9 protein-coding genes are annotated in these 16,325 nt (G+C 46.4%); 7 read left to right on the forward strand and 2 right to left on the reverse strand.

The annotated features are described in order from the left end of the window. Nucleotides 1–26: 26 nt before the first annotated feature. From PBN151_RS18950 to PBN151_RS18980, 7 genes are all read left to right on the forward strand, one after another. Nucleotides 27–1,559: an aldehyde dehydrogenase family protein gene (locus tag PBN151_RS18950; RefSeq protein WP_072730265.1), complete on the forward strand. Its 1,533-nt coding sequence runs from the start codon at nucleotides 27–29 to the stop codon at nucleotides 1,557–1,559. 218 nt (nucleotides 1,560–1,777) lie between these two features. Continuing rightward, nucleotides 1,778–2,074 (forward strand): hypothetical protein, encoded by a 297-nt coding sequence (locus PBN151_RS18955; protein WP_021252770.1) that lies wholly within the window; start codon nucleotides 1,778–1,780, stop codon nucleotides 2,072–2,074. Between the two features lie 92 nt (nucleotides 2,075–2,166). After that, a complete protein-coding gene (locus PBN151_RS18960) occupies nucleotides 2,167–3,342 on the forward strand; it encodes a response regulator (RefSeq protein WP_175560755.1) in 1,176 nt (391 codons plus the stop codon). Between the two features lie 302 nt (nucleotides 3,343–3,644). After that, nucleotides 3,645–8,801 (forward strand): SpaA isopeptide-forming pilin-related protein, encoded by a 5,157-nt coding sequence (locus PBN151_RS18965; RefSeq protein WP_072730266.1) that lies wholly within the window; start codon nucleotides 3,645–3,647, stop codon nucleotides 8,799–8,801. A 166-nt stretch (nucleotides 8,802–8,967) separates the two neighbouring features. Continuing rightward, nucleotides 8,968–9,351, forward strand: coding sequence for a GntR family transcriptional regulator (locus PBN151_RS18970; protein ID WP_021262161.1), 384 nt, complete (start codon nucleotides 8,968–8,970; stop codon nucleotides 9,349–9,351). Continuing rightward, the gene (locus PBN151_RS18975; protein ID WP_072730267.1) at nucleotides 9,348–10,214 is read left to right on the forward strand and encodes an ABC transporter ATP-binding protein; all 867 of its coding nucleotides are present in this window, start codon (nucleotides 9,348–9,350) and stop codon (nucleotides 10,212–10,214) included. The genes PBN151_RS18970 and PBN151_RS18975 overlap by 4 nt, the downstream gene beginning before the upstream one ends. Then, on the forward strand, nucleotides 10,204–10,851 hold the full coding sequence (locus PBN151_RS18980) for an ABC-2 transporter permease (RefSeq protein WP_072730268.1): 648 nt from the start codon (nucleotides 10,204–10,206) through the stop codon (nucleotides 10,849–10,851). Before PBN151_RS18975 ends, PBN151_RS18980 begins: the two co-directional genes overlap by 11 nt. Before the next feature lie 281 nt (nucleotides 10,852–11,132). On the opposite strand, the gene PBN151_RS18985 is transcribed toward PBN151_RS18980, so the two are convergent. After that, a complete protein-coding gene (locus PBN151_RS18985; RefSeq protein ID WP_072730332.1) occupies nucleotides 11,133–14,225 on the reverse strand; it encodes a hybrid sensor histidine kinase/response regulator in 3,093 nt (1,030 codons plus the stop codon). 203 nt (nucleotides 14,226–14,428) lie between these two features. Further along, the gene (locus PBN151_RS31400) at nucleotides 14,429–16,144 is read right to left on the reverse strand and encodes a hypothetical protein (protein ID WP_072730269.1); all 1,716 of its coding nucleotides are present in this window, start codon (nucleotides 16,142–16,144) and stop codon (nucleotides 14,429–14,431) included. Nucleotides 16,145–16,325 lie beyond the last annotated feature (181 nt).

Genomic DNA, 16,325 nt, shown 5'->3' on the forward strand with positions numbered 1-16,325 from the left:
TCGCCGATCGCCAGAATACATATGAGATGTACAAGTTATTAACCACTGTACCAATTCCAAATAGAAGGAGTGATTGCATCTTGTCACAGATTCAGATCAGTCCTAAGGTAGAAGCATTCTTGCAAGGTACGAAAAAGCTGTTCATCAATGGAGAATGGACAGAATCCGCGAAGAATAACGTATTCTCCTCTATGAATCCGGCAACTGGTGAAGTGCTGGCTGTCGTTGCCGAAGCGCAGGAAGAAGACGTCGATAGAGCTGTACAAGCTGCTCGCGATGCCTTCGATCATGGCGAATGGTCCCGCATGAGCGGAGCTGATCGCAGCCGTCTCATTTACAAGCTGGCAGACTTGATTGAATCGAATAAGCAAGAGCTTGCGGAGCTAGAAACACTGGATAACGGCAAGCCGCTCCGCGAAACCTTGGCTGCCGATCTTCCTCTCACCATCGAGCACTTCCGATACTATGCTGGCTGGGCAACCAAAAATGTTGGACAAACGATACCGACTGCCGGCAACTTCCTCACCTATACGAGACATGAGCCTGTAGGTGTAGTAGGACAAATCATCCCGTGGAACTTCCCATTGCTGATGGCTGCTTGGAAGCTGGGCGCCGCACTGGCCACTGGATGTACAGTCGTCCTGAAGCCAGCTGAGCAGACACCGCTGTCAGCACTCTATCTCGCACAGCTCATTCAGGAAGCTGGCTTCCCGCCGGGCGTCGTCAACGTCATTCCAGGCTTCGGCGAGACAGCTGGTGCTCCGCTTGTCCAGCATCCAAATGTCGATAAGATTGCCTTCACAGGATCAACAGTAGTAGGCAAATCCATCATGCAGGAAGCTGCCCACTCCTTGAAGAAGGTTACCCTTGAACTTGGCGGCAAGTCGCCGAACATTATTCTTCCTGATGCTGATTTGTCCCGGGCAGTCCCTGGAGCGCTCAGCGGCATTACCTTCAACCAAGGGCAAGTGTGCTCAGCAGGCTCACGGCTGTACGTGCAGAAGAAACTCTATGATAACGTTGTTGCTGACCTCGCTTCCGAAGCCAAACGCATTCGTGTTGGCGCTGGCTTGGACTTAGACACGGAGATGGGGCCTCTAGTATCTTCCGAGCAGCATGATGTCGTCCAGCGCTACATCGAAGCAGGCAGAGCAGCTGGCGCTGAATTGGTGACGGGCGGAAGCGTACCTTACAATCAAGGCTACTTCATCGAGCCAACGGTGTTTGCACAGGTTGATCCACAGATGACCATTGCTCGTGAAGAAATCTTCGGCCCAGTCATTGCAGCATTGCCTTATGATACGCTGGATGACTTGATTGAACAGGCTAACCAATCCGACTACGGCCTTGCATCTGGTGTATGGACACAGGACTTGAAGAGCGCCCATTATCTTGCAAGCAAGCTTAGAGCAGGAACTGTATGGATCAACTGTTACAACGTATTCGATGCAGCCGCTCCATTCGGTGGCTACAAGCAGTCAGGAATCGGGCGTGAAATGGGCTCCTATGCGCTAGACAATTACACCGAAGTGAAGACGGTATGGGTGAATCTTGATTAATGCTGCATTTCTAACCCTTGGCATGACATAGCAGTTATCCAGCTGCCAGCAGCTCGATAGGAAGGGAAGGCCGGTCTCGGGGAGCCGGCCTTTTTCCTGCTGGTCTGACAAGCTGGGACGTCTCATTCTATCTCAGCAGTCGAATTCAGATTTTGTTCAGCCAAATATGGTTGAATAGAACTAACGAGTACGACTATGACTGCTGGAGGAATGCGAACATGCTATTATCCATCATTCAACAAGAAGCACTTGAGCAGGCAAGACGACATGGAGGACGGCTCATTCGCTGGAGTGGAGGATGTTGGACATATGAGGGAGCAGCTATTTTAGAAGAGGATGATCACAGCAAAGCATTCCCCGAATGGCATTGCACCACCAATACGATCTTCGCCTTGGTACGGCGCGGTTACCTGTTGATGGAAGATTGGCGGAGCTGTACACTTGTTGAATCACTCCCAAGCTTGAAGTCTATTAATATGCGGGCTATTCTGGAACATAGGCACTTGAAATCGTAACACGGCTATTCGCTATTTGTAGAAAGCTTATATGCAGCATACATTCTCCCTGCGTATTCAGAAATAGAAATAGAATGGGGGCTATCTTAACAATGGGACTGCATGCCATAATTGTTGATGATGAGCGACTCGCTCTAAAGAAAATGGAAAAATTGCTGACGGAACAGACCGGAAGAAATAAAATTGAGCGATTAATGGCTTGCTATAATCCCTATGATGCAATTGAAATTGCACAGCGGGAGCAGCTCCACGTAGCATTTCTAGATATTGAAATGCCGGAGATTAACGGGTTCGAATTAGCCGAACGCCTGCTGCAAATTCATCCACAGCTACATATTATTTTTGTGACGGCCTATCAAGAATATGCGGTCAAAGCATTCGAGCTTAATGCGCTTGATTACCTACTAAAGCCGGTTCACCACAATCGGCTGGCATTGACCTTGCAGCGGCTTACCTCAACGAATCCGCATAATGGGGCAGCTCCTGCAATCAGCCATGAGCGTACACCCCAGCTGACATTATGCTGTCTGCAAAGCTTGCACTATATTGATGCGAACGGCGCTGCACAGCGATTCCCTTGGAAGACGCTGAAAGCCCAAGAGCTATTCGCGTATCTGCTCTATTACCGAGAGAAAACCGTGAATAAGCAGGTGCTGATGGATCTGCTGTGGCCGAATTATGATACGGAACGCGCTACGACGCAGCTGCACACGGCCATTTATCAAATTCGGAAAATGATCAAAACCGCAGAACTCGATATAGAAGTCAAATATAAAGACGAAGGATATCGTCTGGCTTGGGGCGCATTGCGACTTGACGTGGAAGAATGGGAGAACTCTGTTCGCGAAGCTCCCTTACTGCAGAGGGATACCTTAGCGCAGCATCTTGCCATCTTGAATGCATACACAGGAGATTTCCTAGAAGAGCATCGATATGGCTGGGCTGAATACGAATGGGAGCGCATACGAACGATCTGGTTGAACCATGCCGAGGTAATTGCCCAATACTACCTTTCGGATGAAATGTACTCAGAAGCTACTCTGATCTATCGCCAAATTATTGACAAGTTCCCTCATATGGAGCATGGTTACTTCGCGCTAATGAACATTTATGCCTCTCTGAATCACTCAGCCGAAGTACGCAAGCTGTACAATCATCTGACAAGCAGGCTCGAAGAGGAGTATGATACGGCCCCTAGCAAGGAAATTATCGACTGGTACCATCAATGGATGATGGAATCAGCGCAAGCTAATGGATCTGTAATCTAGCAGCTGCTCAGCACATACACCGACCAACGCCTTACCCATCCCGATAACCTATCGGGATTTTTTTGTGTAAACTGTGTTTCTTCATTTTAATATAGTCGCCATATAATCCTTGTACGCCCCTCCACCTTTCTCATTTCCGCACAAAAAAATGTCAAGCAAATCTGTTTAACATACCATTTCGTTGGGTAATTTCACATGTCAGGAAATGTTTTCTGAAACTTTCATTTGGTTTGACAAAACTGAATCCTTTAGTAGACAATGATTCAGTTGCAAAAAAATTTAAAAAATAGGAGATTCTAAGAATGAACAACCTTAGAAAGACATTATACGGTCTCTTAGTAGTCGCTATTATGTTGAATCTTGTTCTGCCTCCCACGCTTGTTCAAGCGTATGATGGGTTGCCGAATCAATTGTTCAATACCGGAGATCGTAATGCCACAAGCGTTACCGACCTCACTTACGGCAAGGATCCGAACAATGGCCAGGATCCCAGCAGCGTGACGAAGGTTACTTACGGGGCAATTACAGACAATATTCTTACTTCCGTGTCTATAACGGATGCGAAGGGGAATAATATTTCATCTATTCGTCCAAATCTGAATGAATATGTGAATATAGACTATACTTGGAAGCTTCCAGCCGGTCACCATTACGGCGCTGGCTCGACCTTTACATTCCGACTTCCAGACAAGTTCCAGTTATCGGCCCCAATTAAGAATCAACCTTTGAATAAAGGTGGAATCGAATACGGCACCTTTGATATTACGCCGGACGGTCAAGTAACCTTCACGTTCAATGAAGAAATTGAGGATGGCCAAGAGCTGATCGGCGATTTCTTCGTATGGAGATATTTCGACGAGAAAAAGTTTGAAGGTGGAACCCAGCAAGAGATAACTTTTGATATTCAAGGGGACTCCAGCTTCGAAATCCCAATTCATTTCAACAAAAATCCGAACAGCAAAGAGATTACGAAGCGTGGCACAGCCAATCGAACAATCAATCCTACGGAAATCGAATGGGTTGTAGACTTCAATACAAGTGAAGACATTATCAATAACGCTATCTTCACCGACATGCTGCCAGACGGCTTGGAAATCGATATGAGTTCGATTACAGTACATAAGCTTGACGTTCAATTGAACGGAACGGTTAAAGAAGCTGAGCAAGTAGCTTACCTCCCCGTACGCGAAGCCAATGGCTTCAAAATCGAGCTGGGCAATATACAAAATGCCTATCGAGTGAAATACAAAACGAAAATTACCAAGACAGAAGATAAGCGCTATACAAATGCTGTTCAGATCACAGGAGATAATCATAACCCTCTAACGATCTCTTCGGGTGTGGATGTACGATTCAGCAAGCCGCTAGAGAAACAATCGACCGGCTACGATCCTTACACGCAAACGATCAATTGGAAGATTGAATACAATTACAACGAGCGTGATATCGACCAAGCGAAGGCTTGGATTGCGGATGTTTTTGACACGAAGGTTCAAGAACTCAATGTAGATTCATTCGTAGTGAACGAAATGTCTATTGACGATAACGGAAAAGCAACCGTTGTCAGACAACTGGGCAAAGATGAATATACGGTCGTAAAAACAACCGACGGATTTAAGCTGCAATTCAAAAATAAAGTAACGAAAGCTTATTCCATCGAGTATTCGACCAAATCCATTGACCGGGTTTATGAAAATGGAAAAATCAACAATAAAGTCACGATGCATGACAACACCTCTAAAGAGGCATCGAGAGACATTTACCCTGTCATCTTCTTCAAGGGCCATGACGATGTTAACTATGCCAACAAAACGATTGGTTGGTACCTCACCCTGAATCAAGACAACAAGGTGATGGAAAATGTCGTCGTAGAAGATATATTCAAGACGAGAGGTTTGACCATTGATCAGAAAAGCCTTGAGGATAGCTTGGCGGTTGCTGGATTTACCAAAGATAAGGATTATACGATCAATTATGTAGTAGATCCTACAAATTCCCGCTATCATAGCGGATTCAAGATTACATTTACAACGAACATTACTTCCAGTCTAGTTATTCGGTATCAGACAAAATTCGATCCAGTTCTAAATAACGCCAGCTACACAAATAGTGCGACTCTGAATTGGGAAGAAAAAGGCGTATCTCAGAAGCCTATCACGAAAGAAGATACCGTTACACCAGATGGCTATACGAAGAACAACGGGAATAAAAGAGGTTCTTACGATGCCCGCACGAAGGAAATTACGTGGACGATCGATATCAACTACAACCTTCACCACATCGATAAAGCCGTACTTCGCGACTTTTATACCGGCGAGCAGACATTCGTTGACGGATCTTTGACTGTACACGAATTGATTTTGTCGGGTGGCGCAAATGGTGTTCAAGAAGGCCGCATTACAAACGATTATACATTCGAAAAGAAAACGGAAAATAATAAATCGGGCTTCGAATTAACGTTCAACAACCCAATTGACAAGGCTTACCGAATTACCTACAAGACAAGCCTTAACAATCAGTCTGTCGTCAAATCCTACAGCAATGGAGCAACATTGGAGGATAAATCGACATCCAACAAAGTATTCGACGGCTCGGCTTCCGTGTCACCGCAATACGGAGATGAGTATGTATCCAAGACAGGTGTCCAAGGTAAAGGGGAACAATCGGACATCGCGTTCTGGACCGTCAACATTAACCGCAGCCAATCGCACATCAAGGCCGGTTCGGTTCTGACAGATACGTTGTCTGCCAGCCAAAAGCTTGTGCCAGAGTCGATTAAGCTGTACGAAACGACCGTGTCACAGAACGGAACCTTGACTAAGGCTTCCACGCCAATGGATTTAGAGCAAGTTGCGGAATTGAAAGTCGATGGAAACAAGCTTACGCTTACCTTCAAGACAGAACTGGATAAAGCTTACGTTTTAGAGTATCAATCCTTTATTGATGCCGATAATGGCGAGAGTTTAAGCAATAAGGTATCTTTTGAAGGTCAGTCCTCCGGAACAGTAAACGGCAATGAATCATCAAGCATCAAAGTTGAATTCGCTGGAGCAGGGGGCGGAGCAAGCACCTCCAGCCGCGGAGAGTTGAAAATCAAAAAGGTCGATGCTGCTACAGCAGCGCCGCTGGAAGGCGCGAAATTCGGGCTGTACGATAAATCGGGAACGATTCTGCTGCAAGAAGCTGTAACGGATCAAGACGGAATCGCAACCTTTACTGATTTGCGATTTAGACAATACAAAATTAAAGAGCTGGCCCCTCCTCCAGGCTACTTGCTGCCGCAAAAGCCGGAGCAGGTCATTACACTGAGCAAGGATGGCCAGGTCGTTACCATTAAGAACATCAAAATCGTAAGAGATTTTGAGCTCACGAAAGTAGATGCTGAAAATAGATCTAAGCTTCTTGAAGACGCTGTGTTCAAGCTTCAGCGGTTTGATGGAGTCGGATATGCAGATGTCAATGGATATACGAACATACCTACGAAAAAGAACGGTAAGTTGAAACTGACGGATCTCCCTCCAGGTCAATATAAATTGGTCGAGGTTCAGGCTCCCGCTGGGTATAAGCAGGAAGCTAAAGAAATTCCATTTACCATTGATGAAAACCAAACCGTACAAAAAACGGGGACTGTGACAAATAACCGAATCAAAGGCTCTGTTGAACTGACAAAGGTAGATGACGGCAAGCCTGCTTCACCTCTTGCTGGGGCTGAGTTCGAGATTCAAGATGCTAAGACAGGTAAAGTCGTACGCAGCAAGCTGATTACCGGAACAGACGGTAAGGTGAGCACGGGCAACCTGGATATTGGAAGCTATCAATTTGTCGAGAAGGCTGCACCTAAGGGGTACAAGCTCATTACGACTCCATTGAAATTTGATATTACAGATGAGGGCAAGATTGAGCTCACATTTGTAAATGAAAAGCTTCCAGGTACATTGAAGCTGTTGAAGATCGAAACAGGTAAAGCAACCAAAGGGTTGAAAGGCGCTCAGTTCCGTCTCCTTGATGAGAACCAGCAGCCTCTCTTGGATAAGAACGGGAAGCCCTATCCAATTCAGACTACGGATAAGGATGGACTTATTCTGATTCCGAATTTGAAGGCGGGCACTTACTTTGTCGAAGAGACTAAAGCTCCAGTTGGCTATCTCATCGACAGCAAGCTGACCGAGTTCACGATTACGAGTGAGAAAGAAACGCTCGTTACTGTCGAGAATACTCTTGAGCCTCTTCCGGGCTCCTTGAAGCTCTTAAAAATTGAAACGGGCAAGAAAGATAAAGGGCTTGAAGGCGCTCAGTTCCGTCTTCTTGACGAGAACCAGCAGCCTCTTTTGGATAAGAACGGTAAGCCGTACCCAATTCAGACTACGGATAAGGATGGACTTATTCTGATTCCGAATCTGAAGGCGGGCACTTACTTTGTCGAAGAGACTAAAGCTCCAGTTGGCTATCTCATCGACAGCAAGCTGACCGAGTTCACGATTACGAGTGAGAAAGAAACACTTGTTACTGTGGAGAACACTCGCGAACCTCTTCCGGGCTCCTTGAAGCTCTTGAAGATTGAAACGGGCAAGAAAGATAAAGGGCTTGAAGGCGCTCAGTTCCGTCTCCTTGACGAGAACCAGCAGCCTCTTTTGGATAAGAACGGTAAGCCGTACCCAATTCAGACTACGGATAAGGATGGACTTATTCTGATTCCGAATCTGAAGGCGGGCACTTACTTTGTTGAAGAGACTAAAGCTCCAGATGGTTATCTCATTGATGAAAAGCTGACGGAGTTTACGATTACGAGTGAGAAAGAAACACTCGTGACTGTCGAGAATACTCCGAAGCCTATCAAGCCAATTGATCCGGTTGACCCAATCGATCCTATTGATCCAGTCGATCCGGTTGACCCAATCAATCCTGTTGATCCGGTTAATCCGGTCGATCCATCACATCCTGGTGACAATTCGAAGGAACCGACCGAAAACGGCAATAAGGAACCGAGCAAACCTATCAATCCGGAAGAACCAAACAAGCCAGAAAAACCTGAAGATGATGGCAGCATTCCTGGCCACATCACAGAAGAAGGCTCTAATAAAGAGCCTGAGAAAGAAACGGGCAATGAAACAGGCGACAAGCCAAATAAAGAAACGGATTCAGGCAACGAAACTGGTGACTCTGGTAAAGAGTCCGATAAAACGGATGGCAAAGACTCCGGCGATGGCAAGGATAACAGCGCCACTGACAATGGGTCGAACGAGAAGTCCGAAAATAACGGAACATCGGATAAAGTAAAAGATAAGAGCACAAGCAATAACATCACCAACCGTGAACAAAACCGGAAGCAAGATAAATCCGACAAAGTGCTGCCGAAAACAGGCGAAGACAGCCCGCTGCCTATGCAGCTTGCTGGACTGGCACTTGTCATGCTCGGATCCGTATTGTTCGCCATTCGCAAGAGATGGATGAAATCTTAATAGCAGCTATTCCAGACCGACCCCAACTTATGGGGTCGGTTTTTCTATCCCCTTCCACCCAAAAGAGGATTGATATTTCGGGCATGATCGAGTAAAGTAGTAACTGTGCATACTGTGTATCTATCTAATATACAGTATGCACAGTTTCGAGCAAAGAGGGTATTTTATGAACATTATTATTAAGAACGTGTCCGACGTTCCCTTATATCAACAGATCAAGGATCAGATCAAAGACGCGATTCTGCGCGGCGATCTGAAGGAAGGCGAACTTCTACCCTCCATTCGCTCACTTGCGAACGATCTGCATGTCAGCGTACTAACGACCAAGCGCGTATACGCTGAGTTGGAGGAAGAAGGATTTATCATGACGAGGGCTGGGAAGGGCTCGTATGTGGCGCCAGAGAGCCAAGAGCTGCTAGCAGAGTCCAAGCGTCATCTCGTGGAATCGAAGCTCGCGGAGGCATGGCAGCTAGCCCGGACACTAGATATTCCGAAGGAAGAACTACGTGAAATGATGGAACTACTATTTGTAGAGGAGGATGAGCAATGAGCAATCTATTGGAAGTAACGAATGTTAACGTCCAATTTGAACACTTTCGTCTGAACAATATTAGCTTCGCCCTACAAGAAGGCTGTATTACTGGATTTATTGGAACGAACGGTTCAGGGAAGACGACGACCATTAAAGCCATTCTAGGACTCATTCAGAAGAACGGGGGCAGCGTTTCGTTTCTGGGGAAGGAAATGGACAAGCATGAGCGCGAGTTGAAAAACCGCATCGGCATCGTATTTGATGAAGGCTATTTCTATGATGATATGACGCTGTCGGAAATGAAGAGCATCATCGCTCCTGCCTATACGAACTGGGATGAAGCCATCTTCCAACGCTATATCCAGCGCTTCAATCTGCAGCTGAATCAGAAGATATCGACCTTATCCAAAGGCATGCGCATGAAATATGCAATTGCACTCGCCATGTCCCATCATGCCGATCTACTCATTATGGATGAGCCCACGAGCGGTCTTGATCCCCTCATCCGGAATGAACTGATGGAGCTTCTATTGGAGTTCATGAACGAGGAAAGAAAGAGTGTCTTTTTCTCCACACATATTACGTCTGATTTAGAGAAGATCGCAGATACCCTGTTGATGATCGATCATGGGGACATCTTATTTCACGAAGACAAGGATGCATTGCTGGATTCACATGCCCTTGTGAAGGGAGACAAGAAGCTGCTGAATGAGCGCACAGAATCCCTCTTCTTATCTCTACAGGTTACCGCATACGGATTCGAAGGCATTACGCGCAGCATTCCCGAAGTGCGGCAGCTGATGGGCAACGTGCATATGGAGAAGCCGTCCATCGAGTCCATTATGCTGGCTTACATAGGAGGTCATCGACATGCTCATTAATCTGGTCAAAAAAGATCTCATCCTTACGAAAAAGTATTTGCTGGTCATGCTGCTATTCGCCATCGGTGGACCTCTATTTATATCTTATCGGATGCCGCTGAGCGGAAATGGAAACATCAGCTTTCTTATTACCGTACTCTTTATGGAGTTTATTCTATTCAATACCGTGTCTGTATCGGAGGAAAAGTATAAGGGGGCCTCGCTGCTGTGTGCCACTCCCTATACACGCAATGCGCTAGTCAAGGCTAAGTATCTGCTCGTTCTCACCATCTTTATTGTGAGTCTCGGCCTTTATACAATCACATCCCTTGTCGTTCCACAACTATTAAGCCGCTTGAGTGTCTTGGGCGTAGGGACGGCCTTGCTGCTCGTCAGCCTGTACTTGGGCGTGTTGATTCCGTTGCAGTACAAATATGGTTATGAAAAAACGAAGTTCATATCTATGATGATCATATTCGTGACTCCCTTCATCACTCCAGTGATCATGAAGTGGTACCAGTCTCGGCCTGTTTCCATTTCGATCTCGCTTCCACTTCCACACGAGATTCAGCAGTGGATTCCATGTATCATTGCGCTTGCCATTGGCATCGTGTCGATGATGATATCAATTCGTATTTATGCAAGCAAGAACTTGTAATTATCCGTACAAGTCGCAATCTAAGAAAGTAAACAATACATCTTAAGGCGAGGGATAATCCCCCGCCTTATGTCGTTCATAAGCATGTGAACGTCTACCTCTTTTTATGGAAAAATAGTAATTTAGCCATCTGCCCTTCAGCGAGGAGCCACAACAATTCAATTCCCTTGTTCTTCAATTTCTGCAGCAATCACCTGTATATTCATAAGGGAGGGCTGCCTAAAGGTCAGTAAGGTGACCTAGGGCAGCCCTATAAATCATTTCACAATATCAATCCATTATTATTTCGTCATAGCAAAGGATACACTCGTCCCCTCATTCACCTTACTGCGAATAACGAGACCCGCTCCATATAGCTGCTTCAATCGTCGGTCTGTATTGAGCAGCCCAATTCCCCGCTTCTCAATCCCATGGAATTCAAGCAGAGTACCAACTCGATGAGCATCCATACCTACACCGTCGTCGCGAATCTCCACATGAACATACCGTTCATCCTGCGTAATCCTGATCCACACTGTGCCCCCACGAGCACGGCTTAGCACCCCATGTCGAATGGCATTCTCCACAAGCGGCTGGATTGTCAGTGGCGGAATCATCACCCGAATGTGCTGCTCCAGTTCCCAAATGACATTCAGTCTGTCCTCGAAGCGAGCATACTCGATAAATAAGTAGGAACGAACGAGATCAAGCTCATGTTCAATCGGTACCAGCTTCGACGAGTTCAAGAAGTCGAAGCTGATTCTCAAGTAAGAGCTGAATGCCTCAATAAGGTCATTCATCTTGTTCGTGTCGAAATCACTGAGCGCCGTAATCGTGTTCAATGTATTGAATAAGAAGTGAGGCTGGATCTGTGCCTGCAAATAAGCAGCCTCCATGCGCAAGCGATCGTTCACTGCCTGCTTCAACTCCGTCAGCGCCTGTACGCGGGAGCGCAGTTCCATAGCATCAACAGGCTTCGTTACATAATCATTTGCACCCGCCAAAAATCCCGAGTGCACATCCTCCGCGTTGCTTCGCGCAGTTAGGAGCAGAATAGGCAATTCCAGAATCGTAAAGCGTTCGCGAATGAGACGAGTTAACTCGTAACCGGACATATGGGGCATCATGACATCCGTAATGATCAAGTCCCACTTGGCTGCATCCAGCTTGCTTAAGGCCTCTTTGCCGCTCGTTGCTCTCACAACCTCATATTGATCGCTGGACAAGATGTCCCCCAGTATTTTTAAATTCACGCGATCATCATCAACAATCAATACCATTGGCTTATACAGGGCCGAGGCCGCCTGCTGCTGCACCACATGAAACTCGTCAGAGATCATGCTCACCTCGCTTGCAGCCTGAGCAGATACAAGCGCCTCTATCTGGTTCTCCTCCTGCACAAGCGGAATGGTATCCAGTTCGGCCAATTGCAGGGTGAAGGAAAATACAGAGCCCTTCCCCAGTTCCGATTCCACATCCAATCTTCCACCATGCAGCTGCACCATTTGCTCACAAATGCGAAGTCCAAGTCCGATTCCCCCAGCACTTGTATTCGTATCCGCAGTTCCTTGCTCATAAGCATGGAATGCCCGCTCCTGCAGTTCCTTATTCATGCCAATGCCTGTGTCAGCAACAGAGATACAGGCCAGTCCTTCTCGAACCTCTGCGGAAATCGTTATTGAGCCCTCGTCCGTGAACTTGATTGCATTATGCACAAGATTGGACAAAACTTGAACTAATCGCTTCTCATCCGCTATAACAGGCGGAAATGTATCTGGTATCGCCATAACCAGCTGAATTGGCTTGCCCTCCATCATGAAACGCAGCATGTCCAGCACGCCAGATGCCACCGACTGCACATGAAGCGGAGTGCAATATAAAATGACTTTCCCTTCCCGAAGCTGTGCCAAGTCAAGTAAATCATTAATGGTATGCGACATTCGGCGACTGATCGTAATAAGCAGTTCCATATCTTCCCTGCTCTTCTCATCCATCAGTTCCTTCTCCCGTGTGACGACGGACTGCGCAATATTGATGACACCGTGCAGCGGCGTACGCAATTCATGCGACGTGTTTGCCAAGAATAGATCCTTCTTCTCGTCAGCCTCCCGCAACTGCTCGTTCAATTTTGAATTCTCTTCAGCATTGCGGAAATATCCCTTGAACCAATACGCCGAAAATCCAACAATCGAAGCGATGATGTTGATCGGATAGTAAATCATATTTTTCGTTCCGCTATAAATAAAGACACTCCAAGTAACCCCCGACATGACACTGACAGCCGCAAGCAGCAAAATATAAGCTTCCCTGCGATTTTGATAGACCATCTGCATAATCAGGGATGATAGCCAAATTATCGGGAAGAGATAAAGCACGCTGAAAATCTTATAGGCCGTCGTGAAGAAAATATACGGTGCAGGGGCAACAAGTGTAAATGCTGTAAACATAACTAAGAAGCCCGTATATCCGTAGAACAGCTTACCGCGCCGTGTAAATCCGGAAAAGTTCCTTCCCATAATCATCATGAAGCAGGCATGCCACAAATAAGCAAGAATCTTGATTCGAAGCGCCCAGGTATAATTGATTGGAAGCCATAACAGCAGGATCGAATCATTGTCAGCGATGACTAATGTACCTGTCATTGTCATTAATAACCCGAAAATAATAAACGTCTTCTCTCTCGGATTAAAGCAATATAAAATGATGGCATATAGGCCATGCAGCATCAAAATGATAAAGGTAGCTAGTTGAAAACCGATGGAATACCAGCGTTGAAATCCAACTGCAGCCTCCGTTCCGAATCTTACAGAGCGAACGATGCCTCCTTTATAGGGACTGTCGAAGTTGGAGACCTGAAGCAGAACCTCGATAACGCCTTGATCCTCTGCCTCGACCTCATAAGAAGCGGTAAATGATGACTGAACGGGTCGATACGACTCCACATCGGTGGCCACTACCCCCGATTTCGCACTGATCTGTCCATTGATGAGAAAAACGTTGGCAGCTTGAATTTCTCTTATCCAAAACGTGTAGGGTTGACTTACCGTCTGATCAACCAATATACGAAGCCGGTACGTCCCATAACCATATGAATTGCTTTTATGCTGCTGCCAACCTTCCCTCCAATCTCCGGGAACCTGAACATAGCTCGATTGGCCTTGGAACTGACGCAGCTCATTTTCATTAGATAGGAATGCATCCGGATAGAACTCCCACTGGCCATCCAAATATACGGTATGCCTGTTATCCAGCTTCATGCCGCGCATATCAGCTACCCCATTAGCCACCTGGACATGCTGAGATGCTTCCAGAGTAATAAGCCATGTTACGTGAATACTGGCAAGCAAAAGCACGAACAATAACGTGCTCACAATGACTTTTTTCTTGTTCATCATTCTATGAAATTTCGACAGCAATCTTCTTTTTCCTGCACGTTGGAATCCTCGCCCATTTTCAATGTTTGCTAATAAAAAGGCGAAGAGCTCTTCGCCCCTCGCCTCATACAATCGTACCTATCATCGTTCTTCCAGCATTATTTCCCTATCTAATATTCCCTATCTATTCCCCGTCTATTACTCTATCGACTATCACTCATCTGCTATTCGACACGCAGCGTATACCATTCGATTGCCGAAGGCTTGCTCGTGATCTGACCCACCATTGGGTTGGCATAGTACCACGTAATCGACTGATCTTGCACAAGCGGCATCATGTTCCCAGGGGATGGAACACCCCCAAGATAGGTCGGCTGCTTAAGCATCGTTCCTTGGCCATCCACGACCGCATACTTCATTCCTTCCCCGAGTCGGCTCGACTCCGTCCATAACAAGACAAACTTATTATCATCGATCTTGCTAATATATGTATCCCTGATGAACACGCCGTCCTCAGACGTATGCTGTGTCAGCCATATCGGCTGGATGCTTGATTGATCTTGCGCATTCTTCGGCACGACACTAAGGAATACATTTTTGCTTTTCCCATCTTGTGAACCGGCGGTACTGTTGGTGCCAATGGCAAGATAGCTGGATGCAGATACTTCTAGTCCGCCCAAGTTGGCGCCTGTGTAATTATCACCGATCTTGCCCGGTATATTAATGAGGTCAATTTTTTTCGTAATCTTACCACCCTGCTCCACCTGCAGTACAATAGAGCGCGGATACGCATCGCCATGGTCAGCGTATACGATTCGATCTCCATCTATGCGAACATATGTAGCAAAGGAATGGCTCACATGGTTAGACGGGAACTGACCACTCTTACTAAGCACCTTCATCGCAGCCATATCAATGGTAAAGGTCATATTCGACTGATGCCGCAAACCATCCTTAGCGGTCTTATAGCGAAGACGAGTCGATTGAACTACGAGTTTGCCATTGGCACTGTCCATCGTAACATTCCCAGATCTGAACGGTTCTGATACGTACACATCTGATACATCTACCTGACCAAGCTTGTCCCACGAAGCATTATATTTCACTACGCGATATACTGCCTTTGTGCTGGATTCCTCCATGTTGTCTTGTCCGAATACGAGATAATAATTGCCGTCCTCACCTTGATGGAAGCCTCCGAATTTGGGCAGCTCCATGTTCAGCGTCTTACTTCCCGCTGCGGTATAGTCCTTATTGAATTGCTGAATATGTATCTTCTGCTTGTCCGAGTCCCATTGCAGCAAATTCAGCTGTCCATCCTTCAGGAACAAATAGCGGGCAGCTGGCTCGAACCAATTTCCATAATTATAATCATTGGTTGTACGCAGCTGGGTAACCCCTTCAATAGAGCGGATCGCCATCTCTGGTTGGGCAATGATATGAATTGAACTGCTTAACGCCCGCCACAGAACGGGAACATGCAGCTGCTCCCCTAATTCCCGCAGTTGAAAATAATTGCTGCCCCCGATATTATAAGACGTCAATTGAATTTCTTTGCCATCTACATATACTTTGGAGGAAGTCGGTATCGCCTGTCGTTCAACTGCCTTGCCTGACTGTGCAGACTTCTTGGCAGGCTCTAGCTCCCCTCCGATTGGGGTATAGGCTTGTCCTGTATGCACACGAATCGCATTACTCGTGGTATCAACGGTTACATCGAAGCTGCTCTTCGTCCCCTTCAATGCCATTGCAACATCTCTCAACTTGAAGTAGTTGCTGTCCCCAATATTGTAGGCATCCATCTGATTCATCGCTTGTCCATTAATGCTCACATTGGCCTGAGTCGGCCGCGCCATTACGGATTTGTCTGCAGCCTGAACGGAAGCAGCCATTCCCAGCATCATCACGAAACTGAGGAGAATACTTACTTTTGTTTTCATGAAATTGATGTCCCCCATTTTTCTATCTAGCTTCGCTCATGGCTTGCATCACTCATCGCACACCATGGCCATCCATATCGTCCATAATCTCTACCATTCTATAGCAACAATCTAAATTGTACAACGAGCCTAGCGGCGATTGACGGCAGTAGAGCACTTCATTCTAGTAGGGCTTCAAGAC

The organism is Paenibacillus sp. NAIST15-1 (assembly GCF_001894745.1).
Lineage (GTDB): Bacteria > Bacillota > Bacilli > Paenibacillales > Paenibacillaceae > Paenibacillus_B > Paenibacillus_B suaedae.